Annotated in this window: 21 protein-coding genes; 9 read left to right on the top strand and 12 right to left on the bottom strand. The window is 53.3% G+C overall.

The window, feature by feature from the left end:
• Positions 1-15 precede the first annotated feature (15 nt).
• From MKZ35_RS00195 to nagB, 4 genes are read left to right on the top strand one after another with little or no spacing between them, the layout of a single operon-like run.
• Entirely contained in the window at positions 16-1851 is a 1836-nt protein-coding gene (locus tag MKZ35_RS00195) for a sodium:solute symporter family protein (protein WP_482511223.1), read from the top strand.
• A gap of 43 nt (positions 1852-1894) precedes the next feature.
• Complete coding sequence (locus MKZ35_RS00190; RefSeq protein ID WP_482511222.1) at positions 1895-2827, top strand: DUF4434 domain-containing protein; 933 nt, start codon at positions 1895-1897, stop codon at positions 2825-2827.
• 6 nt (positions 2828-2833) lie between these two features.
• Entirely contained in the window at positions 2834-4027 is a 1194-nt protein-coding gene (locus MKZ35_RS00185) for a n-acyl-d-glucosamine 2-epimerase (protein WP_482511221.1), read from the top strand.
• A gap of 7 nt (positions 4028-4034) precedes the next feature.
• Positions 4035-5954, top strand: a complete 1920-nt coding sequence (gene nagB / locus MKZ35_RS00180; RefSeq protein ID WP_482511220.1) for a glucosamine-6-phosphate deaminase — start codon at positions 4035-4037, stop codon at positions 5952-5954.
• Positions 5955-6101: 147 nt separating this feature from the next.
• On the opposite strand, the gene MKZ35_RS00175 is transcribed toward nagB, so the two are convergent.
• The gene (locus MKZ35_RS00175; protein ID WP_482511219.1) at positions 6102-7235 is read right to left on the bottom strand and encodes a cellulase family glycosylhydrolase; all 1134 of its coding nucleotides are present in this window, start codon (positions 7233-7235) and stop codon (positions 6102-6104) included.
• A 56-nt stretch (positions 7236-7291) separates the two neighbouring features.
• Positions 7292-8344: a glycoside hydrolase family 43 protein gene (locus MKZ35_RS00170; RefSeq protein ID WP_482511218.1), complete on the bottom strand. Its 1053-nt coding sequence runs from the start codon at positions 8342-8344 to the stop codon at positions 7292-7294.
• Positions 8345-8609: 265 nt separating this feature from the next.
• Between MKZ35_RS00170 and MKZ35_RS00165 the strand changes: the two genes are divergently transcribed.
• From MKZ35_RS00165 to MKZ35_RS00155, 3 genes are all read left to right on the top strand, one after another.
• The gene (locus MKZ35_RS00165; protein WP_482511217.1) at positions 8610-9728 is read left to right on the top strand and encodes a glycoside hydrolase family 43 protein; all 1119 of its coding nucleotides are present in this window, start codon (positions 8610-8612) and stop codon (positions 9726-9728) included.
• Between the two features lie 219 nt (positions 9729-9947).
• Positions 9948-11936: a sialate O-acetylesterase gene (locus MKZ35_RS00160; protein WP_482511216.1), complete on the top strand. Its 1989-nt coding sequence runs from the start codon at positions 9948-9950 to the stop codon at positions 11934-11936.
• A 91-nt stretch (positions 11937-12027) separates the two neighbouring features.
• A complete protein-coding gene (locus MKZ35_RS00155; RefSeq protein WP_482511215.1) occupies positions 12028-13062 on the top strand; it encodes a LacI family DNA-binding transcriptional regulator in 1035 nt (344 codons plus the stop codon).
• Positions 13063-13076: 14 nt separating this feature from the next.
• On the opposite strand, the gene prmA is transcribed toward MKZ35_RS00155, so the two are convergent.
• The 8 genes from prmA to uvrA all read right to left on the bottom strand — a co-directional run bounded on the left by prmA (position 13077) and on the right by uvrA (position 22118).
• On the bottom strand, positions 13077-13910 hold the full coding sequence (gene prmA / locus MKZ35_RS00150; protein WP_482511214.1) for a 50S ribosomal protein L11 methyltransferase: 834 nt from the start codon (positions 13908-13910) through the stop codon (positions 13077-13079).
• A gap of 114 nt (positions 13911-14024) precedes the next feature.
• Positions 14025-15389: a hypothetical protein gene (locus MKZ35_RS00145; RefSeq protein ID WP_482511213.1), complete on the bottom strand. Its 1365-nt coding sequence runs from the start codon at positions 15387-15389 to the stop codon at positions 14025-14027.
• Entirely contained in the window at positions 15368-16129 is a 762-nt protein-coding gene (locus tag MKZ35_RS00140; RefSeq protein ID WP_482511212.1) for an ABC transporter ATP-binding protein, read from the bottom strand. The genes MKZ35_RS00145 and MKZ35_RS00140 overlap by 22 nt, the downstream gene beginning before the upstream one ends.
• A 171-nt stretch (positions 16130-16300) precedes the next feature.
• Positions 16301-16687 carry a 7(1) septoil knot domain-containing protein gene (locus tag MKZ35_RS00135; protein WP_482511211.1) on the bottom strand — a complete coding sequence of 129 codons (387 nt, stop codon included), beginning with the start codon at positions 16685-16687 and terminating at the stop codon, positions 16301-16303.
• A gap of 78 nt (positions 16688-16765) precedes the next feature.
• Entirely contained in the window at positions 16766-17527 is a 762-nt protein-coding gene (tpiA, locus tag MKZ35_RS00130) for a triose-phosphate isomerase (protein ID WP_482511210.1), read from the bottom strand.
• A 42-nt stretch (positions 17528-17569) separates the two neighbouring features.
• A complete protein-coding gene (locus MKZ35_RS00125) occupies positions 17570-18391 on the bottom strand; it encodes a hypothetical protein (protein WP_482511209.1) in 822 nt (273 codons plus the stop codon).
• 402 nt (positions 18392-18793) lie between these two features.
• Entirely contained in the window at positions 18794-19207 is a 414-nt protein-coding gene (locus tag MKZ35_RS00120) for a DUF2251 domain-containing protein (RefSeq protein WP_482511208.1), read from the bottom strand.
• 70 nt (positions 19208-19277) lie between these two features.
• Entirely contained in the window at positions 19278-22118 is a 2841-nt protein-coding gene (gene uvrA, locus MKZ35_RS00115; protein ID WP_482511207.1) for an excinuclease ABC subunit UvrA, read from the bottom strand.
• 260 nt (positions 22119-22378) lie between these two features.
• On the opposite strand from uvrA, the gene MKZ35_RS00110 reads away from it, so the two are divergent.
• Complete coding sequence (locus tag MKZ35_RS00110; protein WP_482511206.1) at positions 22379-23125, top strand: HNH endonuclease; 747 nt, start codon at positions 22379-22381, stop codon at positions 23123-23125.
• A gap of 239 nt (positions 23126-23364) precedes the next feature.
• A complete protein-coding gene (locus tag MKZ35_RS00105) occupies positions 23365-23868 on the top strand; it encodes a DUF1905 domain-containing protein (RefSeq protein WP_482511205.1) in 504 nt (167 codons plus the stop codon).
• Between the two features lie 178 nt (positions 23869-24046).
• Here the strand turns inward: MKZ35_RS00105 and MKZ35_RS00100 are convergent, their stop codons facing one another.
• Together MKZ35_RS00100 and MKZ35_RS00095 are read right to left on the bottom strand one after the other, a co-directional pair.
• Positions 24047-25150 (bottom strand): DUF5694 domain-containing protein, encoded by a 1104-nt coding sequence (locus MKZ35_RS00100; RefSeq protein WP_482511204.1) that lies wholly within the window; start codon positions 25148-25150, stop codon positions 24047-24049.
• 337 nt (positions 25151-25487) lie between these two features.
• Positions 25488-26180, bottom strand: a complete 693-nt coding sequence (locus tag MKZ35_RS00095) for an SGNH/GDSL hydrolase family protein (RefSeq protein WP_482511203.1) — start codon at positions 26178-26180, stop codon at positions 25488-25490.
• Positions 26181-26311 lie beyond the last annotated feature (131 nt).

Here is a 26311-nt window from a genome sequence, read left to right as displayed (position 1 = left end):
TTTAACTAAGAATTCATGAATTTAAGCTTTGTCGATATAGCCATCATATTGCTTTACATTGTAGGCATACTCTTTTTAGGTTTTTATATCTCAAAAAAAGCCTCAAAAGACTTGAACTCCTACTTCTTGGGGGGCAATACATTAAAATGGTATTACCTCGGCTTAAGCAATGCCTCCGGCATGTTTGACACGTCAGGCACTATGTGGACCGTAAGTATCTTATTTATCTACGGATTAAAAAGCGCCTGGATACCATGGCTCTGGCCGGTATGGAATCAGGTATTCATTTTTGTTTATCTGGCAATTTGGCTGCGTCGGTCTGGTGTCATGACGGGCGCCGAGTGGATAACATTCCGTTTTGGTGAGGGCCGGGGGGCAAAATTGTCGCATATCATTATCGTTGTCTTTGCAGTAATCAGCGTCGTTGGATTTATCGCGTATTTTTTTGAAGGAATAGGTAAATACTGTACAGCAGTCTTACCCTGGGACTTAAGTTACAAAATTGGCAATTGGCAGTTGTCATCGGAACATTCATACGCGCTTATTATATGTCTGCTTACTACGATCTATACGGTTAAGGGTGGCATGTACAGTGTGGTGGCCACTGAGGTACTGCAGTTTCTGATTATGACAGTTTCTTGCTTTTGCATTGGATACATTGCTTATACCAGTGTCACAGCTGAGCAAATTCAGGCGGCTGTGCCTGCTGGCTGGGGTGATTTATTATTTAGCTGGAAGCTGAATTTAGACTGGAGTAAAACCGCTTTTCCAAACGTAAACAATAAAATACAAGATGATGGATTTAGCATGTTCGGTGCTCTATTCATGATGATGCTTTTCAAAGGCGTATTTGCTTCCATTGCTGGCCCCGTTCCGAGTTACGATATGCAGCGGGTGCTTTCGGCACGAACACCAGCGGAGGCAGCTAAGATGAGCTTCAGCACCATCTTGGTGATGTATATTCCACGCTATCTGATGGTTGCATCTTTTGCAGTGCTAGGTTTAGTATACCTGGGCCCAGAGATGAGCAAGATGGGCGGTAGCATTGATTTTGAGAAAGTGCTGCCACTAGCCATCAACCGCTTCGTGCCCATTGGCTTAAAGGGGCTAATTTTAGCTGGCTTTCTTTCCGCCTTTATGGGCACCTTTTCTGCTTTTGTGAATGCTGCCCCTGCTTATATTGTAAATGATATCTATAAAAAATATATAAATCCTAATGCTTCAAATAAAAAATATATACGCTTAAGTATCATATCCTCTATTGTTTTAGTAATCGTTGGTATTTGTTTCGGCTTCTACGCTTCATCCCTAACCAAGCTCACCCTATGGCTAACGTCTGCCTTATATGGCGGATACGTTGCTGCTAATTTATTAAAATGGGTTTGGTGGCGATTTACCGGCAATGGTTATTTCTGGGGAATGCTGTTTGGGCTTATTGCTTCTACAACTAAATTGTTCTTCTTTCCAGAGATTGTTGATATATACTTTTTTCCAGTAATTCTATTTATATCTACACTTGGCTGTATTATCGGTACGTATATAGAACCACTCTCCAATTTGGCAGCTGTTAAAGAATTTTATCGCACGACCAAGCCATGGGGATTTTGGGGGCCAATTAAAAAAGAAGTAATGGCTGAAGATGCCACTTTTATACCTAACAAAGACTTTCAAAGAGACTTCTCTAATATTATTATAGGCATTATATGGCAAATGGCCCAAGTGGTTATTCCTATTTACTTCATGATTAGAGAAAATACGCAAATGATAATCTGGTGTGGAATATTAATACTAACTAGTATCTGGTTGAAGAAGTTTTGGTGGGACCGTTTAAAGGATTTTGATATACAATAACAAAAAGTCAGCCATTAAACAACTTAGATAAAACGGGGTAAAGATGAAATTAACCGGAACTTTTATAGATGAAATCTCTCATGATATTCCTCACCAAAACTGGGGAGAAATGGAATGGGACCGTGATTTCGCTTATATGAAAGCTATAGGTATTGATACTGTTATTCTGATTAGGAGTGGGTATCGTCGGTTTATTACGTACCCATCAGCTTACCTCAAAAACACGTTTGGCTGCTATGAACCACCAGTTGATTTAGTTGAGCTTTATCTTAAGCTAGCGGATAAATATGACATGAAGTTTTATTTCGGCTTATATGATAGTGGTCATTATTGGGACACGGGCGACCTGCAACACGAAATTGACGCCAACCGCTATGTAATTGATGAAGTTTGGACCAAATATGGGCATTATAAAAGCTTCGGCGGATGGTACTTGAGTATGGAAATTAGTCGGCAAACAAAAGAAGCGACCGACGTTTTTCGTACGCTGGGATTACAATGCAAAGCAGTGAGCAACGGGCTACCAACGTTTATTTCTCCCTGGATAGATGGCAAAAAAGCGGTATTAGCGGCTTCCGCATCTTTGAGCAAGCAAGAAAGCATTTCGGTGCTGGAGCATGAGAAAGAGTGGAGCGAAATATTTGAAGGCATACAAGGTGCCGTAGATGCCGTTGCTTTTCAGGATGGGCATATAGATTACCATGAGCTGGACGATTTTTTTGCGGTTAATAAAAGCATGGCAGACAAATTCGGCTTGGAGTGCTGGACAAATGCGGAAACGTTTGATCGGGATATGCCGATCAAATTTTTGCCCATTAAGTTCGAAAAGCTTCGCTTAAAACTGGAAGCGGCCCGCAAAGCAGGTTACGATAAAGCCATCACGTTTGAGTTCTCACATTTCATGAGTCCTCAATCTGCTTATTTGCAAGCGGGGCATTTGTACAATCGATATAAAGAATATATAACCGCATTTTAAGTCATCATGAAACAACATGCGCAGCTTTATAAAACGGAATTACTAGAAAACATTATTCCGTTCTGGACCAAGCACTCTATTGATAATCAACATGGAGGATTTTTCACTTGCCTTGACCGCTACGGGCGGGTGTATGATACGGATAAATTTATCTGGCTGCAAGGACGGCAGGTCTGGACTTATTCCATGCTGTATAATCAGGTCGGGCAGAATAGAGAATGGTTAGAAATTGCTCAGCATGGCGCGGATTTTTTACTCAAGAATGGCCGTGACGATGCTGGCAATTTTTATTTTTCCTTAAATCAGCAGGGAAACCCATTGGTTCAGCCTTATAATATATTTTCGGACTGTTTTGCTGCCTTGGGTTTTGGGGCTTTGTATAAAGCAGACCCTAAAGATATGTATGCGGAAACCGCGCGCTCTACGTTTGAAAATATTCTTAAGCGGCGAGAAAATCCTAAAGGGGAATACAATAAAACCTATCCCGGAACCCGGAATCTAAAGAATTTTTCACTGCCTATGATACTGTGTAACTTATCGTTGGAATTGGAGCACCTGCTGGATACTACGCTTATTAATAATTTAATTGATGAGGTTATCCATGAGGTAATGCACGTGTTTTATCGGGAGGAAAGCGGGTTAATTGTAGAGAACGTTCAGGCCGATGGGCAATTATCTGATTCGCATGAAGGACGGCTGGTTAACCCTGGGCATGCCATTGAAGCCATGTGGTTTATTATGGATCTGGGTTCCAGATTGAATAATCCTGCTTTAATTGATAAAGCCGTGGCTATCGCGCTTCGGATGGTGGAGTATGGCTGGGACGAGGAGTTTGAGGGTATTCTATATTTCAAAGACTTGAAAAATCATCCAGTACAGCAGCTGGAGTGGGACCAGAAGCTATGGTGGGTTCACGTAGAAGCCTTAGTTTGCATGGCCAAAGCCTACCAATTGACCGGGAATAAGCAGTGCTTGCACTGGTTTGAAAAGTTGCACCAGTATACCTGGAGCCACTTTCGGGACGCGGAGTACGGGGAGTGGTTTGGCTACCTCAACCGTCGGGGTGAGGTATTGCTTCCCTTGAAAGGAGGGAAATGGAAGGGCTGCTTTCACATACCCCGAGCCCTTTTTCAGGTATGGACTACGTTGGATAAAATCAAACTGACAGAGAGTTCTGATCTCAAAACCAAAGCTTACTAACTCTTTTATGGCAAGACTGAATTTTTTGGAAGAAACCCGGTATGAGAAGTTACCGGTAACAGTTTATGCTAGTGCCGAAGAAGCGTCGGTGCGGGTAGCAGAAAGGATAGCGGCGGTTGTGCAAGCCAAGCAGGCAGAAGGTAAACATGCTGTGCTGGGGCTGGCTACCGGCGCCACGCCCGTGCAGGTGTATGCGGAGCTGGTCAGGATGCACCGGGAGGAAGGGCTAAGCTTTCAGAACGTTATTACGTTTAATCTGGATGAGTACTACCCGATGCGGCCGGAAGCAAAGCAGAGCTATGTTGCTTTCATGAACGAGAATCTATTTGACCATATCGATATACAGCGGACTAACATCCATATTCCGGATGGTACGCTACCCATAGCGTCTGTCGTTGACTTTTGCCTTACTTACGAGCGGCAGATTGAAGAGCTGGGCGGACTTGACTTACAGCTGCTGGGTATCGGTCGTACGGGGCATATTGGGTTTAATGAGCCGGGCTCGGCCCCCAATTCGGGTACCCGGCTGGTTACCCTGGATGAGTTGACCCGAAGCGATGCTTCGCGCGATTTTGGCGGCAAAGGAAACGTGCCGACCAAAGCCATCACCATGGGCATAGGCACCATTTTTAAGGCCAGGGAAATAATACTGATGGCGTGGAGCCGTAAAAAGGCCCCCATCATTAAAAAAGCGGTGGAGGGCGAGCTTTCCAGTGAAGTGCCCGCCACGTATTTGCAATTATCCGATCAGGTGGAGTTTGTGCTTGACGAAGATGCTGCTTCTGAGCTTACCCGCTTTGATACTCCCTGGCTGGTGAAGGATTGTGTATGGACGAATCAGCTCAAGAAAAAGGCGGTAATCTGGCTGGGTCGGCATCTTGGAAAGCCCGTGCTTAAGCTGACCGAAGAGGACTACAACAACCACGGCATGGCTCAGCTAGCCGTATTACAGGGCCCGGTATATAATATCAACATCGACATTTTCAACCAGATACAGCATACCATAACTGGCTGGCCGGGCGGCAAGCCCAACGCGGATGATTCGCAACGGCCCGAGCGTGCGCTGCCGGTAAAGAAACGCTCGCTGATCTTTTCTCCCCACCCCGATGATGACGTAATTTCGATGGGGGGCACTTTCATCCGTTTGGTAGACCAGGACCATGAGGTACACGTCGCCTACCAGACTTCGGGAAATACCGCCGTTTGGGATGACGAAGTATTACGCTATATGGAAGTGGCAATCGACTTTGAAACCACTTTGCACCAGGATGCTGACCACCTGAAGACTATCTATCGGGACATGCGGGCCTTTATTCAGCACAAGCAGCCCAATCAGCCGGACACCCCGGAGATAATGAATGTAAAGGGGCTAATTCGTAAGAGCGAGGCCACGGCAAGCGCACGCTATGCCGGTTTGTCTGACGCGAATATTCATTTTATGGCTTTGCCCTTCTACGAAAAAGGCAAAATAAAGCGTGAGCCTTTCAGCGAAGAAGATGTACAGCTTACCGTCGATTTACTGCAAAAAATCAAGCCGCATCAGGTGTTTGCGGCGGGTGATTTTGCCGATCCGCACGGCACGCACTTAGTTTGCTTTCACATCTTGCTCGCGGCATTACAGCGCCTAAAGCAAACCGAGGACTGGGTAAAAGACTGCTGGATGTGGCTTTACCGGGGCGCCTGGCACGAGTTTGAAACCCATGAGATAGAAATGGCGGTTCCGCTTTCGCCGCAGGAAGTGCTGAAGAAGCGTCATGCCATCTATAAGCATCAGTCGCAGAAAGACCGGCCGGTATTCCCTGGGGATGACGCGCGTGAGTTCTGGGTGCGGGCCGAAGATCGTAACCGGGAGACGGCTCATTGCTATAATGAGCTTGGGTTGGCGGAATACGAAGCAATGGAGGCTTTTGTCAGGTATCCGTTTTAGCGCAGTGGCTTTTTAGTTTAGCTGAATCGCATGGTATAGGCCGTAGCTTAGTGCATAAGCTGAGCATCTTTAGCTGCGAGAGCCGCTATGAATTCACAAAAAAGCCCCCCAGAGTCGCTCTGGGGGGCTTTTTTGTGAAGCTAATAACTACTTGACCTTCAGTGCTGCTTCAATGGCTGCATCGGGCTTTTCAGCATTTAGTCGTTTAATCACGCTCGCCTCATCCTGGCGATAGGGCGTACCGTCGGGGTGAAACACTTCGTGAAACCACTCAATAGGCTCGCTGCCGTCGGTCAGGGGCGTATCCCACTGGTACTTCGTGTTAGTTTTGCCCGCTACCAGGCCCCAGTTGATGGCACCTACGTTCTGTTTTTTGAGCAGGGGCATAATATTGGCAAAGCGGCTGTTGCGAATACGCGCCATATACTCGGTGCAAATGAGCGGCCGGCCGTGGGTTTCCAGCAGCTCAATGATACGCTGGTGGGCGGGCGTATCGTCGTAGCAGTGGTAGGTGATAATATCCGAATTCAGCGCCTGAAAGGTGTTCAGCTTCTCAAATTCCCAGGCCCACAAACCCACGCTGAGCGGCTGGTCGGGATTCACGGCCCGCGCCCAGCGGAATACGTTGCGCACCAGCGGCAAAGAGTTTTCCTTGTGGTTGCTGTTGCCCGGCTCATTGTATAAGTCCCAGAGCAGAATGCGCTTGTCATTTTTAAACGTAGTCATTACGTCGGTCACGTACTTCTGCAAGGCCGGAAACTGGGTCGAATCCTGGGAAGTTGGCTCACCGCCGGGATCCTGCACCCAGCCTGAGTTGTGAATGCCCGGCTTGGGCGCGGGCTGAGGGCCCGCTTTGTAATCTTTGTTCCAGCAATCGTCGAAGAACACGAACATGGTCTGGATGTGGTGCTTATCGGCGATGTCGAGGTACTGGCCCATGCGCTGCTTGAAGCCTTTGGGGTCTTGCTCCCAGGCCAGGTGATGCAAAAACACGCGCATGGTGTTAAAACCAATGCCTTCAGCGTAGCCCAATTCTTTGTCAATGGTGGCGGGGTCGAAGGTGGCCGCCTGCCACATTTCCAGCTGGTTGATGGCCGTGCTGGGAGTAAAATTGGCCCCCGAAAGCCAGTCATGCGCTTTATACCAGGCGTTGGCTTTCTCGGGCGTCCAGCGCGTACCCACGGCAGCTTTGGCCGCTTTCGCTTTCCGGCTCTGAGCTTGTACCTGAACGTCGGGAGCAGCCAGCAGCAGTAGCAGGACAAATAGCAGGGCTTTCTTCATGCGTGTAAATTTTTCGGGTGGAATAAGAATTTAGTCAGTAGGAGAAGCAGGCAATTTTACTTTTCGCCTGAAGGCTTTGGCAGGAGCGTTTGAGTCGAAACAGGCTGCCCGAAGTTGGGGGTATCATCGGCGTTCCAGGTGAATTTCTGGGCACGAGGTGTCCGAAAACGGCCGCAGCCCTGCCCCGGCTCGTCGTTGGCGTGATATAGAATCCAGTCTTGGGTGCCATCCGGCGACTTGAAAAAGGAATTGTGACCGGGCGCATACACCCCAGCCACGGGCACCTGCTGAAAAACGGGCACGGTGGTTTTAGTCCAGGAGCCGGGCTGGAGCAAGTCGCTGGTAGCCGAGGCGCTGAGCATACCCAGCGCGTAAGTGTCAGTCCAGCAGCCGCTGGCCGAATAAATCAGGTGCAGCTTCTGGCCGCGGCGCAACAGTTGCGGACCCTCGTTTACATCGACGTGCGGCGGGTCAGTTGGCGTATTAAGGTCGCCGTTGCGCTCCCAATGAAACACGGGCGTCGACAGCTTGTGCCGCGCCCCTTCGATGGTCCAGGGGTTTTTCATTTTGGCGATATAAATTTCCTGGCGGCCATTCACGTCCCCCTCCCACCCCGACCACACAAAGTACAGTTGCCCCGCATGGTCGAAGACCGAGCCATCGATAGCCCACTTATCGGTAGGGTCTGAGATCTTGCCTTTGTCTACCCAAGTGCCCTGCAGCGGATCGGGCGACGAATTTTCCAGCACCCAGAGCCGATGGGTTTGATTCGTACCCGCGTCGGCAGCATAATAGAGGTACCATTTGCCCCCCAGAAAGTGGAGTTCCGGTGCCCAGATGTCTTTGGAGTTCGGTCCCATCGCGGGCGGCGTCCAGACCACCTTCTGGGGGGCATTTTTCAGCTGGCTTAATGACTTGGTTTTCCAGAGCGTGATGTTGCGGCCGGTGGTGTGGGTGTAGTAGTAATAACCGTCTTTGTAAATGCTCCACGGATCAGCGCCGGCGGGCAGGAGCGGGTTGGTAAAGGTAGCCGGTGCTTCCTGAGCCTGACCACTGAACGTCAAGCCAATGAGCAGGAATAGCAGAAGAAATTGCCGTTTGGGGTTCATGAAAGGCGAGGTATCAGATGGTACACGCAAGCTTTTGATTCTGCACAAAAATCGTCGTCCATAAGTAGCCGCAGTTGATTTCTGCTGCTGAGTAGGAAGTTGCCCAGAGCTGAGTAGGAAGTTGCCCAGATAAGTTTGGACGCAGGCTAAGGGCAATCTATGGTAGATTATTATATTGTGCAAACGTTTGCGCATACTTGCACTGATGCCAACTCGTCTTTTTGAGCTAGCTCCACCTCTCATTCTAGCATTTTCATTCCCTCGCATGTCTCCTTTCTCCTCCCGTCGCGAATTTCTTCAGCGTAGCACTCTCGGTCTGGGTGCGCTTGCCTTGTTGCCCTACTGCACTTCCCGCACCAGCACCGATGCAGAAACGGCTGCTACTGAAGGCAAAGCCAGCGCTACTTATACCAACCCTGTGTACGCCGGGCAATTTCCCGATCCGTTTGTGCTGCGGCACGAAGGCATTTACTACGCCTTCGCCACTACTGGCCAAAGCCAGAAGAAAGATGGGCGTATTTTCTCTATTCTGACTTCAAAAAACCTCTACGACTGGGAGGAAGCGGGCGGCGCGCTTACGCCGCCGGCCGGCTCGGAAGGGGCCGATTTTTGGGCCCCGGAAGTGGTATTTGCCAACGGCAAGTTCTACATGTACTACTCCAGGGGTGGTGGTGCCATCAATGCCAATGTAGGCCACCGCCTGCACGTGGCTACCAGTGACACACCGGCCGGTCCGTACCAGGAAGTGGCGCTGATGGATGTGCCGGAAAGCAAGTTTACCATTGATGCTCACCCCTTTCAGGACACCGACGGCTCGTGGTACATCTTCTACGCCCGCGACTTCATCGACACTGACAATGGCTATTACCCCGGTACTGGCCTTGTCGTGGATCGGCTCGTGGATATGACCAAGCTAGGCAATGAGAGCCGGACCGTGATGCGGGCCCGCCACCCCTGGACCTTATTTGAAGCCAACCGCCGCATGCCCATCTACGACAACCGCGTATTTGCGCAGTGGCACACGCTGGAAGGGCCATTTATGCGCAAGCACGAAGGCAAATACTACTGCTTCTACAGCGGCGCCAACTTCCTGACCGACCGCTACGGCGTCGATTTTGTAGTGGCCGATTCTATCCTCGGCCCATACTCTGATGCCGGAGCCGAGAAAGGAGCCCGCGTGCTGCACTCAGTGCCCGGCAAAGTGCGCGGCCCCGGTCATCATTCCCACGCCATGAGCCCCGATGGTAAAACCGAAGTGCTCGTGTATCATGCCTGGGACGAAGCAATGAAAGAGCGGCAGCTATGCATCGACCCGCTCCTCTGGACGCCCGAAGGCCCACGTTGCCAAGGGCCTACCTACACGCCCCAGCCCCGCCTGACATAGGGAATTTCGCAAAAAGCCCCCCAGGCGGTCATGCAGAGCACAGCGAAGCATCTCGCGTGCTGATGCTAGGTTACGAAAGGTCATGCTAAGCAGAGTCGAAGCATCTCTCCCGCTTCGTCTGATTACTAACCAGTAGAGATGCTTCGACTCCGCTCAGCATGACCGCCTCTTATTAATCAACTGTCTTCCAGCAAGTTGCTTTTCTAAGTACTACTATTTATGAGACGTATCAAATACCCTTTCTTACTGTTGGCTTTATTCACCCAACTCCCCACCCAAGCCACCGTGCGCGTGCCCAAGCTGGTGGGCGACCATATGGTGCTTCAGCGAGATAAACCTCTACAACTCTGGGGGTGGGCCGACGCGGGCGAAGCCGTGACGGTTGCGTTCCGGGGAAAAAGCTACCCGGCTAAAACGCGTGGAGCGGGGGGCAAATGGACAGTAACGTTGCCCGCTCAGCCAGCTGGTGGCCCGTATGAGATGACCATTAAGGGCACGAACACCCTTCAAATTCGTGACATTCTGCTCGGTGATGTGTGGCTGGCGTCGGGCCAATCGAACATGGAGTGGCCTCTGCAACAGAATGTGGTCAACTTCAAGCAGGAAATAGCGCAGGCTAACTTTCCGCGTATTCGTTTGCTCAATGTGCAGGATGCCACGGCCGCCACACCGCAGACGGAGTTCAGCAGCGAAGGCTGGCAAGTATGCAGCCCTCAGACGGTGGGGGGCTTTTCGGCAGTAGCTTACTTTTTCGGGCGCGATTTGCACCAACAATATAAAGTGCCGATTGGGCTGATTTCGAGTGAGTGGGGCGGCACGCCCGCCGAAGCCTGGACCAGCGGGCAGACCCTGCGCAAATTTCCGGAATTTGCCCCCCAAGTAGCAGCTTTGGAGTCCGGCACGGGCCCGGCGCGCCAGCAGGCCGATTATCAGGCCGCCCTGGCCGCGTGGAAGAAAAGCCCCGCCGGGCAAGATCGTGGCTTAATTCCTGGGCAGCCTTCCTGGGCCGATCCGGCCTATGTAGCTACCAGTTGGCCACTTATGCAGCTGCCTGGCCTTTGGGAGGAACAAACCGATCATCCCGAGCTTAGCGGCTTCGACGGCATCCTCTGGCTACGCAGGGAAGTAACGTTGCCGGTGGCGGCGGCCGGACAGCCGCTTACCCTTTCGCTCGCGCAAATTGACGACCGCGACTCTACTTGGTTCAACGGTGTACTGGTGGGCAGCACAAGGGGCTACAATCAGCCCAGGCGCTATACCGTGCCAGCCGCGGCAGTACGCGCGGGCCGCAACGTGCTGACGGTGCGCGTGGTAGATACCGGCGGAAGTGGGGGCATCTGGGGCAAGCCCGAAGAGCTTTACCTCAAAACGGCCACCCAAACCATGCCGCTAACCGGCTCCTGGCAATACCAAACGGCTTACGACCCGACCGGCGTTCCTAAAAACCCTTTTCCCGGCGGCACCCAAAACCAGCCGGCGATGCTCTACAATGCCATGATTGCTCCTCTGGTCCCCTACGCGCTGAAAGGTATAATATGGTATCAGGGCGAGGCCAATGCCGGGCGGGCGTATCAGTACCGCACGCTTTTTCCGGCCCTGATTCAGGATTGGCGCACGCAGTTCGGGCAGCAGGAGTTGCCGTTTTTATACGTGCAGCTTGCCAGCTTTGGCCCCCAGCAAGCCCAACCCGCCGACTATGCCTGGGCCGAGTTGCGGGAGGCCCAAATGATGACGCTCGCTCAGCCTCGCACCGGCATGGCCGTCGCCCTGGACCTCGGCAACCCCGACGACATTCACCCTCTAAATAAGCAGGATGTGGGACACCGCTTAGCCCTGGAGGCCCGACGAGTGGCTTATGGCGATAACTCGGTCATTTCTTCCGGGCCAACTTATAAGTCGATGACGGTGGATGGCAACCGCGTCCGGCTGCAATTCGATAATGTTGGTAGTGGGTTGGCGCTGAAAGACAGCAGCGGCCCGCACCTGAAAGGCTTCGCCATTGCCGGCCCCGACCGCAAGTTTGTGTGGGCACAGGGCAAGCTGGAGGGTAATACGCTCGTGCTTTACAGCGACCAGGTACCAAAGCCGGTAGCCGTGCGCTACGCCTGGGGAAACAGTCCCTTCGTCAATCTCTATAACAGAGAAAACCTGCCCGCCTCTTCCTTTCGCACCGATAGCTGGCCAGGTATTACGGAGGGCAAAAAGTAAGATGATTTTTGCGTAGATTACCCCACGTTTTGCGCTATTTTTTGCATAAAGTGTTGCGCTATTCCATCTCTACTATCTAAAATTTACATCTGTGGCCAGCAAGCGAGCGTCCATTTCGGATATGGCGAAAGAGCTGAATGTATCCGTTTCTACCATTTCGCGGGCCCTTAGCAATCATTCCAGCATCAGTGAGGCTACCAAGAAAAAAGTCTGGAAGCTGGCGCAGGACCTCAACTACCAGCCCAACCATCTGGCGGCGGCGTTGCGCAAAGGCAAAAGCAATTTGCTGGGCGTGATAGTCCCCCATATCGATGGCCACTTTTTCTCTTCCGTGATGCACGGCATCGAGACGGTGGCCAGCAAAGCGGGCTTCAACGTCCTGATCTGTCAGTCGAATGAAGATGTGACGCACGAGCGGAAAAACATCGAAACGCTCATCAATGCGCAGGTAGAAGGCATTCTGGTGTCGCTGGCCCGCACCACCCGCGATTTCAAGCACTTCGAGAAAGTCCGCAAGCGTGAAATCCCGCTCGTGTTTTTCGACCGTGTTTTGGAAGGTCAGGATGTGAATGCCGTGGTAATCGACGACCGCGAAGGCGGCTATCTGACCACCAAGCACCTCATCGCCCAAGGCTGTCGGCGCATTGCGCATTTTGCGGGTCCGCAGCACCTGAATATTTACAAAAACCGCCGCAAAGGCTACCTCGATGCCCTGCGGGAGCACGATTTGCCCATTAACGAGGATCTGATTTTTTACTGCGATATGACTCTGGAAGACGGCATTACGGGCATAAAGCATCTGCTTCAGCTGCCTGAGGTACCGGATGCCGTGTTTTCGGCCAGCGACTTTTCTATTGTGGGGGCGATGCAGGTGCTTAAAGCCCACCACTTGCGGGTGCCGGAGGATATAGCGCTGGTAGGGTTCAGCAATGAGTCGTTCACGTCGCTCACCGAGCCCATGCTTACGTCCGTCGACCAACGCTGCGAGCAGATGGGTCAGTCGGCGGTGCGCTTGTTTCTGGAGCTGGTAGAGGAAAAAAATACCAAGTTTTCACCCCGTCGCATCGTGCTTCAGCCCGACTTAATTATTCGGGATTCTTCTATCCGGAAAAAAGTCAGTGTGTAGCGCGAAGCTTAGCGTTATGCTACTTTCGTGAAGACGGCAGAAATCCAATTATTTTTGGTGAGATGAGACTGAAAAACCAGCTTATGCTTTTTAGCTTCCTCCTCAATCAGGGCTAAATCCTCCTGGTAAAAACCACTGAACAGAATGGGTGAGCCAGTAGGCAGCAGGGCCGCGTAAGCGACCATATCTTCCAGCAGCACGTTGCGGTTGATATTGGCCAGAATCAGGTCGAATGGAGCTTCTCCTTCCAGCACTTCCACACCACCTAAGCGGCATTCGATATTGGCGCAGTGATTTTCGGCGGCGTTGTCGGCGGCGTTTTCCACGGTCCAGGGCTCTACGTCCACGGCCAGCACCTCGCGGGCGCCCAGCTGAGCGGCCATGATGGCCAGAATGCCCGTGCCGCAGCCCATGTCCAGCACGCGTTTGCCCGCGTGGTCTACGCCCAACTGGTTTTCAATCATCAGGGCCGTGGTTTCGTGGTGGCCCGTGCCGAACGACATGCGCGGCATAATCACGATGTCGTACTCAATGGGCTCGGGCTTGGGATGAAACGGCGCCCGCACCGATACCTTATCAGCAATCACAAGCGGCTGAAAGTTCTTCTCCCACTCCGCATTCCAGTTTTGGCGCGTGATGATGCGGTGGCTGTAGTCGAGCGTACCGATACCCGAGTAGCGGGCCATGACTTCGGCCACGGCATCGGGGTTGAAGTCGCCTTCGCCGATGTAGGCGCAAAAACCCTCGTCGTTGTCTTCAAAGGTGTCGTAGCCAACCTCGGCCAATTCGGCTACCAGAATGTCGGCCAACTCGCGCGGGGCTAGTACGCGCACTTCCACAAAATCCATAAGGGTCAAAAAGAAAAGTCAGAAACGAAAATGCCGCCCGAAGATGGGGCGGCAAAGTTCGCAGGAAAAACTCAGCTATAATAGGCTGCTTTACAGCGGGCGTAAGTGATGGGCTTAGGCCCCGATAGCACTCCACAGCTGGCGGCGCAGGGAGCCCTCGTTGCGCCGAACACGGCCAACCAAAAGCCACACCGACGCCATGAGGACAGCTACTATAGCTACGCGCACCCACCACCACGGCAGGAACCATAAGTCAGCCGACAGCAAAGCAGACCCCGCACTCATAAGCTGGGAGGTATTATTGCGCATCGCACTCAGCTCCCTGGTTTTTTTCACTGGCTTGGCATGGCAGAAGCTAGCCCACAAGCCTACACTCATCAACGCGCCTACGCTCAGCGGCAACAGCCACAGCACTTCCCACACGCTGGACGGAAACAGCACCAGCAGCAACACCGCCGATATGAGACAATCGGTCAACACCACGGGGAGCGTCAGCCGAAAGTACAGCTTCAATATGCGCGGCGTCAGGCCGATTCGCTGGATTTCGTTGGCAACCATTGGCATGAGGTAGCCGAAGAGGTTGTTATTGATGTACGTGAAGCTCAGCACGGGTAGGAAGGCTATGTAGAAGATACCATTCGTTTTCATGGTACCGTCGTCTTTTATTAGCTCCATCATGGTACAAATACCCATCATGACTAACTTGAACAACAGGCTTACCAGCAGCGGCGCCCAGACTTTCAACACGTAGGCTTTGCTCTCGGGCGCTAAGCGGTCCAGTAGGCGGATAGACCTTTCGGTGGTATCGGCTATCAGATGACGGGCGTTGAAAAAGCCCCCCAGCCACCACATCTGCACGCCCCATAGTACCCACGCCAGCAAGGCCATTACTACTCCCAGCGCCGCGTGGTACGGCGCTTTGGGCAAAGCCAGCCACACGCCGCCTGCCGCCAGACTAATCAAGTGCAGCACGACTACCGGATGGCGCCAGCGCCCCAGCGACAACAGCAAACGCAGGTTGAAGCTGGAAGCGGTGGCGCTCAGAATCAGCAGCAGGCTCAACCCTATCTCCAGTCGCAGGCGCTGCGCGATGGCCAGGGCCAGCAGCAGCCCAAAAACCAAGGCAAGCCGACGCAGAGAAATAATATCAAGTAGAAAAGCCGTTACCAAATTCAGCCTTCCTGACACGGGAAAATGCTCGGGCAAAGGCCGCTGCACCGTCCGAAAGGAGGGTACAAAATCTATCAACAAAGTAGAGGTGAACAGAACACTATTCAGTCCCAGCAGGAAGCTCTGTAGTGTGGCCACTTTCATGTCGCTGTTGCAAACGGCCCCAAGCAGCCCACCGTAGAATAAACCCGCGCCGAGCAGCAGCATACTTACGGCGCGCTCTTCACCAGCCGCGGGCCAGACGACGGCTAGAAAGCGCCGCTTTATCAGGTAAGGCAGAAAGTGCCCTAGCGTTGGGTTGTCAGCCATGTCAGGTCCTGGGTGGAGGCGGTAGTAGGTTGGAGCAACTGAAGTAGCGCGTCGTTGAGGTAAGCTTGTTGGCCCTGCAGAAAGTCTCCTATCGTGCCCCAGTATTTTACTTCGCTCTCGTCCAGAATAAGCAGATGGGTGGCTACCTTCTCGATGTGGGTAAGGTTGTGCGACGACACGAACGTGATGGCTTGCGGACGGTAGCTGTTGAGCAAAGCCAACATACGCTCAACCGAGAACACATCAAGGCCATTGAACGGCTCGTCGAGGATAAGCAGCTCGGGGCGGTGGAGCAGACAGGAAGCCACGGCTACTTTCTGCTTCATACCCGTGGAGAAGGAGCTGACGCGCTTGGTGCGTACCGTCTCGTAGTCTTCCAGCAAGTGAGCCAGCAGGCTTTCGATGCGCGTCATGGCGTCGTGCAGCTCGTAGATGCGGGCCACGAATTGCAAATATTCTACGGGCGTCAGCTCTTCTACTAAGTAGCCCTGGTTGATGAGCGCGCCCATGCGCTGCTTTACGGCCACCGGAAAGGTTTCGCCCAGCGGAACGCCATCCAACAACAGCTCACCGCTGCTGGGCAGCAGCACGTTGGTGAGTAGGTTGAATAAGGTGCTTTTACCGGCTCCATTCCGACCCAGCACGCCCACGCAACAGCCCGTTTGCGCCGCGAACGACACATCACGCAAGACCGTTTTGGGGCCAAAAGATTTGGTAATACTGCGTAATTCTAGCTCCATATAACAAGATGTATAAACGCGAATAAGCAGAGCGCTTTCCCCAAACAGTTTTGCCAACAAGGTACCATAAACCAGCCGGGCGCTATCTACTCCATGACACAAAAAGATAGCGCCCACCCAAACTATTTTGGGTGGGCGCTACGCTAAAAAATACGCTGCCGTGGGGGCTGCTTACTGCTTGCGGCAGCCGGCGTAGGAGCGCACGTCGGTGTAGTGAATGCTAAAGTCGGCGAGGTTGCGGTTGTCGGTTACAAAGAGGGAATAATCGGCGAAGTCGCGGGCCATAGTGAAGTACCAGAACCCAGCCTTATCGGCGAAGAGCTTGTTGGATTCCTTGAACACCAGCACATCGGCGAAGGCTTCGTCGGGCTCTAAGTAGATAGTAGCAAAGCAGTTGCTGCGGCGGCGTGGGTCCGTTTCGAGGTAAATGCTGCCGTAGATGCGGCAAGGCTCAATGGACTGGACCGCGTCGGGGGGCAAAACGGGAGCCGGTTGGGAGGCAAAATTTGCCCCCCAACCTGACGTCAGCCAACTTACGAGCAGCAGATAAAACATCATGATTTCTTAGTAAGAATATACCTGCTTGCCAGACAAATTTATCGTTCGCTTTGGTTCGGTGACTTCGGCCTTCACTACTTAGAAGGACTTGATAATCTCGGTAAAGTCGCGCGACTTAAGCGATGCACCACCGATGAGGCCACCGTCGACGTCGGGCTGAGAGAATAGCTCGCGGGCATTCTGGGCGTTGGCCGAGCCGCCGTAGAGAATGGTGGTATCGAGGGCTGCTTTGGCGTCGTAGGCGCGGGCAATCTGCTCGCGGATGAAAGCGTGCACTTCCTGGGCCTGCTGGCTGGTGGCGGTTTTGCCCGTTCCGATGGCCCAGATGGGTTCGTAGGCGACAACTACCTGCTCGAACTCCTCATTGGAGAGGTGAAACAAGCCATTCTGGAGCTGCTTGCCAATAAAGTCGTTGGTTTCGTTCATCTCCCGCGTATCCAGGCTTTCGCCCACGCAGAAGATAGGCTTCAGGCCGGCGGCCAGCGCGGCTTTCAGCTTCTGGCTCAGCAGCTCGTCGTCTTCCCGGAAATACTGGCGTCGCTCCGAGTGGCCCAGAATCACGTACTCGCAGCCTACGGAAGCCAGCATTTTAGCTGAAACCTCACCGGTATAAGCGCCGCTTTCTTTCTGGTGACAGTTTTGGGCACCAAGGTGAAACCCAGGTCGCAGAGATTGACCAATACTGTGCAGAAATGGAAATGGAGGGCAAATCACTACCGCTGGTGAATCAGGACCGAACACCTCGTCGGCTACCATGTTCGTGATTTCAGAGACCAAGGCCAGACCATCCTGGTAGGTCATGTTCATTTTCCAGTTGCCGGCAACGAGGTTTTGGCGCATAAGCGAAGGGTAAGAGGATGAGAGAATGGATGGAGCCGCAAGTTAAGTGGAGTATCGGCAATGGCTACCGGGGTTGGCGCTAGGTGCGACTTCGGGACAGAAAAATGCCCCCAGCCCTACTATCACGGCCCCGATGAGAGCCGCCCAACCCAACTCGGGGTAGGTAGCGCGCTGCGCCACCCAAATGGCGACCAGCGCCCAGGTAAGCACCAGCGGATACACACTCTCCCGAAAAGCCGAGCTGATGAGCAGGCCCAGCGCAACTACTACCGCCAGCAGGCCAAACGCGAGCAGCACGCCAATGTTGAGGGCTGGCTGCCAGCCCACTTCGCCCAATCCGAGGGTAATATTGATGACTGAAGCTACCGAAATCCAACCCAGATACAAGGCGAAGGGCACACTGACCCAACGGGGTACTTCCTCGGCTAGCACCTGCTGCCGTGCCCGACCATAAACGACGATCAGGGCGCCTAGAATAAGTATCATGGTTAGTACGCTGAGCCCGATCAGCTCGTAGGCAAAGAGCACCACCCAGGCGGCCGTAGCGACGCTAGCCACCGTGAGCGGAACGGCTATGGTATCGGGCAGCAGATTGTAGCGCTGAGCGGGCAGCAATTGCCACACGGCATAAATGGTGAGGGCCAGAAAAATTGCCCCCCAGATGCTGAAAGCATAGCCCGCCGGGGTGATTATGGTGGGGTATTGGGCCGACACTGCGCCCATCGTTTGCCCATTGAACGGGTACGCCTGGCTGTAATAATTAAGGGCGATGTTGCCCAGAATACTCAGGGCCGCGAGCCAGCGCCAGACTCGCGCGGCCGCAACGGGAGCCGTGGGGGAGCCGAAAGAAGCAGTAGTCGTCATGCGTAGGAAGGAGTAGATGTGTAGGCCATGTATCTCTTCTTACGAAGGCGTTGGCGCTGGTGTTAATACTAGGACGCGGCGGTATCACTGCTCCGTAAGCTCCTCGTCTGTACTATGACAGTGATAGTAGTTTCTTGTTCAATATACTTATATGCTATTTGGGACAGCAGTACCAGAGTACGAAGCCAATCAGCCTAAAAATGGGCATTTGACGCAGCTTGGCAGCGGAGCAATAGTTGTTTATCAGAACGGTGTAGAGACGCAACACTTTGCGTCTCATCATTACGGCCATTGAGCGACCAGAACTGTAGGATTCAGTCATAACAACATCAGCAACGACAAGACGCAAAGTGTTGCGTCTCTACATCGTTCTGACAGCCAAATTTACCCCCCAATCCGTCTTCAGGCAGCAAAGTATTTATCTACCAGCTCATCCGTTAGCTCCCGTGAGCTTAGCTGTCCATTTTTGGCGGGCGGAAAAGCGTTACGACAAAATCCAGCTTGGCGCTGGAAATCATAAAGCGCATGGCTTTTGCCGTTGATGAGCAGCACGGCCGTGTTTTGGGCTTCGTCCCAGAAAATCTGGGCAGTTACGGGCACCTCCCGATCCTCGATATCGGCTACGTTGTAGATGTGAAGCGCATCGAGTAATTCTAATTCCTCGGCGTTGCGCAAAGCATAGAAGTACCCGGTGGTGCCATCATCGTCGAACATGACTTCAAACTCCTCGCGTGAATCTTTACTATCAATTAATCGATTCTCTTCCCCTGGGTCTGGTTCTCCTATTAAGAATTTTTCTTCAGCGCCTAGTAACATCGTATGGACAAAAAAAGAGCCGCATAGCCGCGACTCCTTTTCTATACGCTAAAAATAACTGTACGATGCGCTATACCTTACCGGCCAGAAAACGCGCCGTATGATTCGTGTCCTTCAGCTTCACCAGGTCCTCGGGCGTGCCTTCGAACAATAAATGCCCCCCGTTCAGGCCGCCTTCGGGGCCAAGGTCTATAACCCAGTCGGCGCACTTGATGATGTCGATGTTGTGCTCGATGATAAGGACCGAGTTGCCTTGCTCGATGAGCGCGTTCAGGGCTTTAAGCAGCTTGTTGATGTCGTGGAAATGCAGGCCGGTGCTGGGCTCGTCGAAGATGAACAGGATCTTGTCCTGCTGCAAAGTGGCACCTTTGGTCAGGAAGGAAGCCAGCTTTACGCGCTGAGCCTCGCCGCCTGAAAGCGTGTTAGCCGACTGCCCCAGGCGGATATAGCCTAATCCTACGTCGTCGAGGGGCTTGAGGCGCTCGGCTACTTTGGGCTGGCCTTTGAAGAACTCCACGGCATCAGCCACGGTCATGTCGAGCACGTCGTCGATGCCTTTATCCTGGAATTTCACGTCCAGAATATCCTGCTTGAACTTGTGGCCGTTGCAGCTTTCGCAGGTCAGGTAGATGTCGGCCATAAACTGCATCTCAATCTTCACCTGCCCTTCGCCCTGGCATACTTCGCAGCGCCCGCCCTCAATATTGAAGCTGAAGTGCGAAGGCTTCAAGCCCCGCGCTTTAGCCAGCGGCTGCTCCGAAAACAAGGTCCGAATAGCGTCGTAGGCTTTCACGTACGTCACCGGGTTGGAGCGCGAGGATTTGCCAATCGGGTTCTGATCGACAAACTCGACGTGCGTCACCTGCCCGTTTACGCCCATGAGGCGGTCGAAGCGGCCGGTAGCTTCGCCGGCCCCGCCGCCGAGCTGCTTCATGAGCGCTGGGGCCAGAATGCGCTTCACCAGCGTCGATTTGCCCGAGCCCGATACGCCCGTTACCACCGTCATCACGTTCAGCGGAAACTTCACGTTGACGTTTTTGAGGTTGTTTTCGCGGGCGCCGGTTACTTCTAGCGCATTGCGCCAGGGGCGGCGCGAGGTGGGCACTTTCACCTCCATTTTGCCCCCCAGATACTGCCCGGTGTAGGTGCTGGTGTTTTTGAGAATCTCCGGGTAAGTGCCCTGAAACATCAGGTTGCCGCCACCCGAACCAGCTTCGGGACCGATATCGATAATCTGGTCGGCCTGCTCCATCATCATCTCCTCGTGCTCCACCACAATCACGGTGTTGCCGAGTTTCTGCAAAGAGCGCAGCACGCCAATAAGCTGCTCCGCGTCCTTGGGGTGCAGGCCGATGCTGGGCTCATCCAGAATATACATGGAGCCCACCAGCGCCGACCCCAGCGACGTAGCCAGCGAAATGCGCTGCGATTCGCCCCCCGAGAGCGTGCTGCTCAGGCGGTTGAGGGTGAGGTAGCCCAGGCCCACGCGGTGCAGGTAGCCCAGGCGGTTGGTCACCTCCGTCACGAGGCGCTCGGCCACTTTGGCGTCGTGCTCGGTCAGGGCCAGGTTGTTGAAAAACTCCAGAGCCTTGCTCACCGGCAGCAGCACCACGTCGGTGATGCTCTGGCCGTCGATTTTGACGTACTGAGCGTCTTTGCGCAGACGGGTGCCGCGGCAATCGGGGCAGGTGGTGCGACCCCGGTAGCGGCTTTGCAGCACGCGGTACTGGATTTTGTGGGTCTGGGTGCTCACCCATTTAAAGTAATCATCCAGCCCGTCGAAGTACTTATTGCCCTTCCAAAGCAAGGTGCGCTCGGCTTCGCTCAACTCGTTATAAGGACGGTGAATGGGGAAATCGAAGCGGATGCCGTTTTTCAGCAAGGGCTTCAGCCACTCGCTTTGCTTGTCGGTGCGCCAGGGGGCAATTGCGCCCTCGTACACGGTCAGGTTCTGGTCGGGAATAACCAGGTCTTCGTCAATGCCCAGCACCGAGCCGAAACCTTCGCAGGTCTGGCAGGCGCCATACGGGTTATTGAAGCTGAAGAAGTTGACGCTCGGCTCCTCGAAGCTCTGGCCGTCCAGGTCGAAGCGGTCGGAGAAGGTGCGGGTTTCGTCGTCGAGGCGCACCAGGCAGATGCCGTGGCCCTCGAAGAAGGCCGTTTGCACCGAGTCGGAGAGGCGAAACTGCAAGTCCTCGTCGCCGGGCCGGATAACGGCGCGGTCGATCATGATGTGCACCGCGCCCTTCACTTCCGGCTTGCCTTCCCCAATCAGGTCTTCGATGAACGACACTTCGCCATCTTCGGTCACTACCCGCGAGTAGCCTTTTTGCAGCAGCAAATCCAGCTCCTTGCTCATCTTCCGGCCTTCCTCGGAGGCCAGCAGCGGCGCCAGCAGCATCACGCGGGTGCCGTCGGGCAGCTTAAACAGAAAATCGACCACGTCGGCCACGTTATCCTTGCGCACCTGCTCACCGCTGGCGGGCGAAAACGTGCGGCCCACCCGCGCAAACAGCAGCTTGAGGTAATCGTAAATCTCGGTGCTGGTGCCCACGGTGGAGCGGTTGTTCTTGATGGAGACCTTCTGCTCGATGGCAATAGCCGGCGAAATGCCCCGGATATAATCCACGTCGGGCTTGTCCATGCGGCCCAGAAACTGGCGGGCGTAGCTGCTCAAGCTCTCCACGTACATTCGCTGACCCTCAGCGTACAACGTGTCAAACGCCAGGCTCGACTTACCCGAGCCCGACAGCCCCGTCACCACGATAAACTTATTGCGCGGCAGCGCTACGCTCAGGTTTTTGAGATTATGAACCCTGGCATTTTTAATCAGAATAAACTCGCGCGGATCAAGCGCATCAATCGGGTCGTCCGCGGGGGCCGACACCTGGAGGGAAGCAGTTTTGGGCATAGGTAACGTAACAGCCGGCAGCGGGCGGAAGGTTTCGTCTGCGGTGGTTTGAATTCGCAAAGGTACGGCGGGGGTGGCTGGGTTGGTAATGGCACAGTTGTTTGCGTTGCTGCTAGTAGATGGTTGAGTGGCGTAAATCATTCTACCTTTAGTGTGCTTTACGCTACTATCTTGCGTGCTAAGGACGTATTGTCGCTTTGAGGAGCAGCAGCAATACAAATGTTAGCTGCAACCCTACAGACAGACCATAACAATTAATCATGACAGAAGAAATAAAGCAAATTCGGGAATTACTTGACAAACTTGAAAATGACAAATCTACAAACGATGAAATGTCATTTAAGGAGACATTTGAACTGTTTGAACTTCCTGACATTATTTCTTCTGTAATTGACTTTTTGCAGCCGCTCTTACTTCCTTATGAAGCAGCAATCTATTGGTACATGTTTAGACGAAGCATTATTTCAACAGGAGAAACTTTTGTTCGTGTAAGTACAAGAGGACTTGGCAAGCCAAGAACGGTTATCCAGTCATCTTCGGGACAATCGGAAGGATTAAGTTATCATGGAGTTCAAGCCGCTTTGAATGGATTAGAAAATAAAGGAGTAATTAAAAAGGCTGGTGACACGAATAGAGATGGAACATTATACCAAATATTTCTTCCTGAGGAAATCGAAATATGTCAAGCTAGAATGAAAGAAATAATTATTGAAGAACTACCTAAGGTTGATCCCAGAAAAGAAGCAGACTATTATAATATTAAGGAAAATAGACAAAAAGTTTTTGAACGAGACAGTTATAAATGTCACTATTGTAACAAGCAGTTGACTAGATTTAGTGCGACACTTGACCATATACAACCAGTTAGTCAAGGTGGGGATAACTCATTTGAAAATTTAGTAACATCTTGCCTCCTTCACAATTCAGTGAGAGGCGCTAAACCTGTTATGGATTTTATTATTGAGACTGAAAATGCAACAAATGGGAGTGGCCAAGGCAGCCGCTAACATTGCATTGGCAATATTCCGGCTCCCCAACTGGCGCGAGTTTAGCGTAGCGTAACTCGTGACACCTATTCGGGCGAGGCTGTGCCTCGCATCAGAACGTCCCGGTACTTAACTCTCACGTGAGTTTGCCGCTAACGCGGCAGTGGAGGCACAGCCCCCACATCAGGGTTAGTCACGAGTTACGCTGCGCTAAACTCGCGCCAGCACTCGGGCGTTTTAGGCTAAACTCCCTCCCCATTATGCCCATCGAAATCATCAATGCGGACGTGACGCTGGAACGCTTTCCCGGCAAAGGCGGCTGGACCTACGCGCCCGTACCGTGGTTTGAGTCGGGCCCCAAAACGTATTTCAACACGCTGCGGGTGAGCGGGCGCATTGATGCGTTTGAGTTGCCGGAGGCCCACCTGATGTCGATGGGCAAGGGCCGGCTGTTTTTGCCGGTGAAGGCCGCTATTCGCAAGCAGATCGGTAAGCAGGCCGGGGACAGTGTGCGGCTGGTGCTCTTCCGCACCGAGGAAGCGGCGCCCCTCACCGTGTCAGAAGTTGATTTTCGGGAGTGCCTGGCGGAGGTGCCCGGCGCGCTGGCAGCCTACGAGCAGCTGCCCGCCGCGCACCAACAGGCCTGGGTGGCGTGGGTAGCCGCCGCTCCCACCGATGACCAGAAAGTAGCCCGCGCCGAAACCGCCTGCACGCGGCTGGCAAATTTGCCCCCCAGCGCTACAAGCTGCCTGCCACCGACGTAAAAAAGCCCCCCAGCGGGGGCTGAGAGGCTGTTTGAATTTTGATGAAACACCTTTTGAACGTCATGCTGAGCTTGTCGAAGCATCTCTCCCGCAATGGTAATCTCAACGTTATTGCAACGAAGCGGGAGAGATGCTTCGGCAGGCTCAGCATGACAAAAAATTGAAATTCAAACACACTCTAAGGCAGATCGTTGTAGTTGAGCACTTTCACGCCGGGCATGGCCGCTAGGATGTCGCGCATGCCTTTACCGTGCGAAGCCCCAACCCCAACGACTACCTTTTTAGCGCCCTGCTGGCGCGCTTGGCGCACAATGTTTTCGCACATACCCTGGTTGCGCCGCTCAAACTGCACCTTCATGCCTTTCACGGACTCCGTGGGAAAGCCCGGCATTCCGTAGAGTGCCTCGCCGCCGTAGAAATTCATGGCCTCGTCTACCGTATCGTAGGCGGGCGTATTCAGGAGCTGATACGTAAGCATCTCCTGCGTCAGGGTCTCGCTGGGTTGCGTATCATCGCCAAATGTTTGGTAGGCTGCCACAGCGGCCTGCATTTTCCTGGCAGTTAGCGCTTCGGCGGAAGTGGAATCCGCTTTTACCCGCGCCTGGAGCGCTTCTAGAGCAACTGTAGTACGGCTCCATTCCTCGCTCCATTGCTTATCGTACTTCTGGCAATCCATGGGGTACACTTGTTTGTGCCTCAATTCATACACCAGGGGAAAATAAATGCGGTCGTATTCGGTGCCGGGGCGCAGCAGCTTCACCTTGCGCAGGGAGTCGGTGCCGCCGAGCACCGTATCGAAATGCGCCAGGTCGGCGGGGCTGAATTTGGGCTTCTGATACTTTTCCAGAATGTGCAGCTGGTACTCGACGTTAGCCCAGTCGTAGGCCAGCACGTAGTTGCGGGCCAGCTCTATCCGGGTTGCGTGCTTGTCGGGCGACTTGCGAATGGTCTTTTCCTGCTTGTTGATTTCCCGCGCCAAGTTCCGGGGCATTGCCGGGGTACGCCGCAGGATATAGCGGTAGCGGGGCATAAACGCAAAGCGGCTGTAGGTGCTGTCGTCGGCCACTGCCAGCTCCGCCGGCAACATGTACTCGCCAAACACCATATCCGGATTATAGGCCTTTAGCTTGTCAATAATAGGCCGATATTTTTCCGGCTTGCTGGGGTTGCCGTGGGATGAAGCCACCAGCACGACTTCGAGGGGAGCCTGGGCGCTGACGTGGCTGCTGAAGCCTGCGCATAGCAGCGTAGTAGTGAGGAGGAGAAGTAGTGTTTGTTTCACTGTTGCTGTTTAGCTTTTGATAAAGAATAGGTTGTAGGCGAACAGATGCCTGAAGTAGCCTGAAAGGATGCCTGGGGGGCTTTTTTATTCTTAATAAAGCCGTTTATAAAGTTTTAGACCACCATGCTGAGCACAGCGAAGCATCTCGCGTGCAACGGTATTGTCATGCTGAGCTTGTCGAAGCATCTCTACCGCTTCGTTGCACTGGCCTTGTGGTTAGTATCCAGTAGAGATGCTTCGACAAGCTCAGCATCAGCGCGCGCGATACTTCGCTCTGCATGACGTTCAAAACTATTGCGGACGACCTCTCAAACAGACGACCGCTTAAACAGCTTCCTTACTTCACCAGAAACGGCGCTACCGCCCGCGTCCAGATTTCATAGCCGGCGCGGGTCATGTGCAGGCCATCTTCCAAGAATAGCTCCGGGCGGGGCTTGCCATCGGCGCCCAGCATGGGCGCGCCAACGTCCACGAAGCGCAACCGCTTGGGGTGAGCCTGAATGTATTGGCGAATGAGGTTGTTCGCTTCCTGCATTTTGGGGTATAGCTCCCACCGCGCCAGGCTGGGTTTGATGGCGAGAAAAACCAGCTGCGTCTTGGGCAGCTTCCGGCGCATCAGCTTCTCAAACGCTCGGAATGACGCGTACACTTCCTGGGGCGTGGCGCCGGCGGCTATGTCGTTGTCGCCCTCGTAGAGCACCACTTGCCGCGGCCGGTAGCGCACGACCAGCTTATCGAAAAGCTGAATAGCATCTGGAAAGCGCGAGCCGCCGAAGCCGCGGTTCAGCACCGGCTGGTCGGGGAAGTCGGTAGCCAGCGTTTCCCACATGCGGATGGAGGAGCTGCCGTAGAACAAAATGGACGCTATGGGGGGCTTTTTCAGGCTGTCTTGCCGGGCAAAAGCCTGTAACTCCATTGTCCACTGGGCAGGATTTACAGCTGGCGGGGCCGTTTGGGCATAACTAGTGAGCGTCAGCCACGACAGCAGCAGAAGTGCAAAACTGTACTGCAGGTAGTTGGGCTTAAGCATACGGGTAGACAGAAAAGAGTGAGACTGCTTGATAAGGTACTACTAAACTGGAGTTGGCTGGCAGCAGCACACAGACCAGATAAACTTTCAGCAACGAAAATTTAACCTGTTTAAAGGCGTTTCACTTTAGC

It is taken from the genome of Hymenobacter sp. R533113 (genome assembly GCF_056835965.1).
Note: the sequence above shows the minus strand (reverse complement) of the source record. Positions and strands in the feature narration are given on the sequence as shown.

Bases quoted from the DNA above. Each gene is read 5' to 3' on its own strand.
- MKZ35_RS00195 (WP_482511223.1), top strand. From the start codon at position 16: ATGAATTTAAGCTTTGTCGATATAGCCATCATATTGCTTTACATTGTA.
- MKZ35_RS00190 (WP_482511222.1), top strand. From the start codon at position 1,895: ATGAAATTAACCGGAACTTTTATAGATGAAATCTCTCATGATATTCCT.
- MKZ35_RS00185 (WP_482511221.1), top strand. From the start codon at position 2,834: ATGAAACAACATGCGCAGCTTTATAAAACGGAATTACTAGAAAACATT.
- nagB (WP_482511220.1), top strand. From the start codon at position 4,035: ATGGCAAGACTGAATTTTTTGGAAGAAACCCGGTATGAGAAGTTACCG.
- MKZ35_RS00175 (WP_482511219.1), bottom strand. From the start codon at position 7,235: ATGAAGAAAGCCCTGCTATTTGTCCTGCTACTGCTGCTGGCTGCTCCC.
- MKZ35_RS00170 (WP_482511218.1), bottom strand. From the start codon at position 8,344: ATGAACCCCAAACGGCAATTTCTTCTGCTATTCCTGCTCATTGGCTTG.
- MKZ35_RS00165 (WP_482511217.1), top strand. From the start codon at position 8,610: ATGTCTCCTTTCTCCTCCCGTCGCGAATTTCTTCAGCGTAGCACTCTC.
- MKZ35_RS00160 (WP_482511216.1), top strand. From the start codon at position 9,948: ATGAGACGTATCAAATACCCTTTCTTACTGTTGGCTTTATTCACCCAA.
- prmA (WP_482511214.1), bottom strand. From the start codon at position 13,910: ATGGATTTTGTGGAAGTGCGCGTACTAGCCCCGCGCGAGTTGGCCGAC.
- MKZ35_RS00145 (WP_482511213.1), bottom strand. From the start codon at position 15,389: ATGGCTGACAACCCAACGCTAGGGCACTTTCTGCCTTACCTGATAAAG.
- MKZ35_RS00140 (WP_482511212.1), bottom strand. From the start codon at position 16,129: ATGGAGCTAGAATTACGCAGTATTACCAAATCTTTTGGCCCCAAAACG.
- MKZ35_RS00135 (WP_482511211.1), bottom strand. From the start codon at position 16,687: ATGATGTTTTATCTGCTGCTCGTAAGTTGGCTGACGTCAGGTTGGGGG.
- tpiA (WP_482511210.1), bottom strand. From the start codon at position 17,527: ATGCGCCAAAACCTCGTTGCCGGCAACTGGAAAATGAACATGACCTAC.
- MKZ35_RS00125 (WP_482511209.1), bottom strand. From the start codon at position 18,391: ATGACGACTACTGCTTCTTTCGGCTCCCCCACGGCTCCCGTTGCGGCC.
- MKZ35_RS00120 (WP_482511208.1), bottom strand. From the start codon at position 19,207: ATGTTACTAGGCGCTGAAGAAAAATTCTTAATAGGAGAACCAGACCCA.
- uvrA (WP_482511207.1), bottom strand. From the start codon at position 22,118: ATGCCCAAAACTGCTTCCCTCCAGGTGTCGGCCCCCGCGGACGACCCG.
- MKZ35_RS00110 (WP_482511206.1), top strand. From the start codon at position 22,379: ATGACAGAAGAAATAAAGCAAATTCGGGAATTACTTGACAAACTTGAA.
- MKZ35_RS00105 (WP_482511205.1), top strand. From the start codon at position 23,365: ATGCCCATCGAAATCATCAATGCGGACGTGACGCTGGAACGCTTTCCC.
- MKZ35_RS00095 (WP_482511203.1), bottom strand. From the start codon at position 26,180: ATGCTTAAGCCCAACTACCTGCAGTACAGTTTTGCACTTCTGCTGCTG.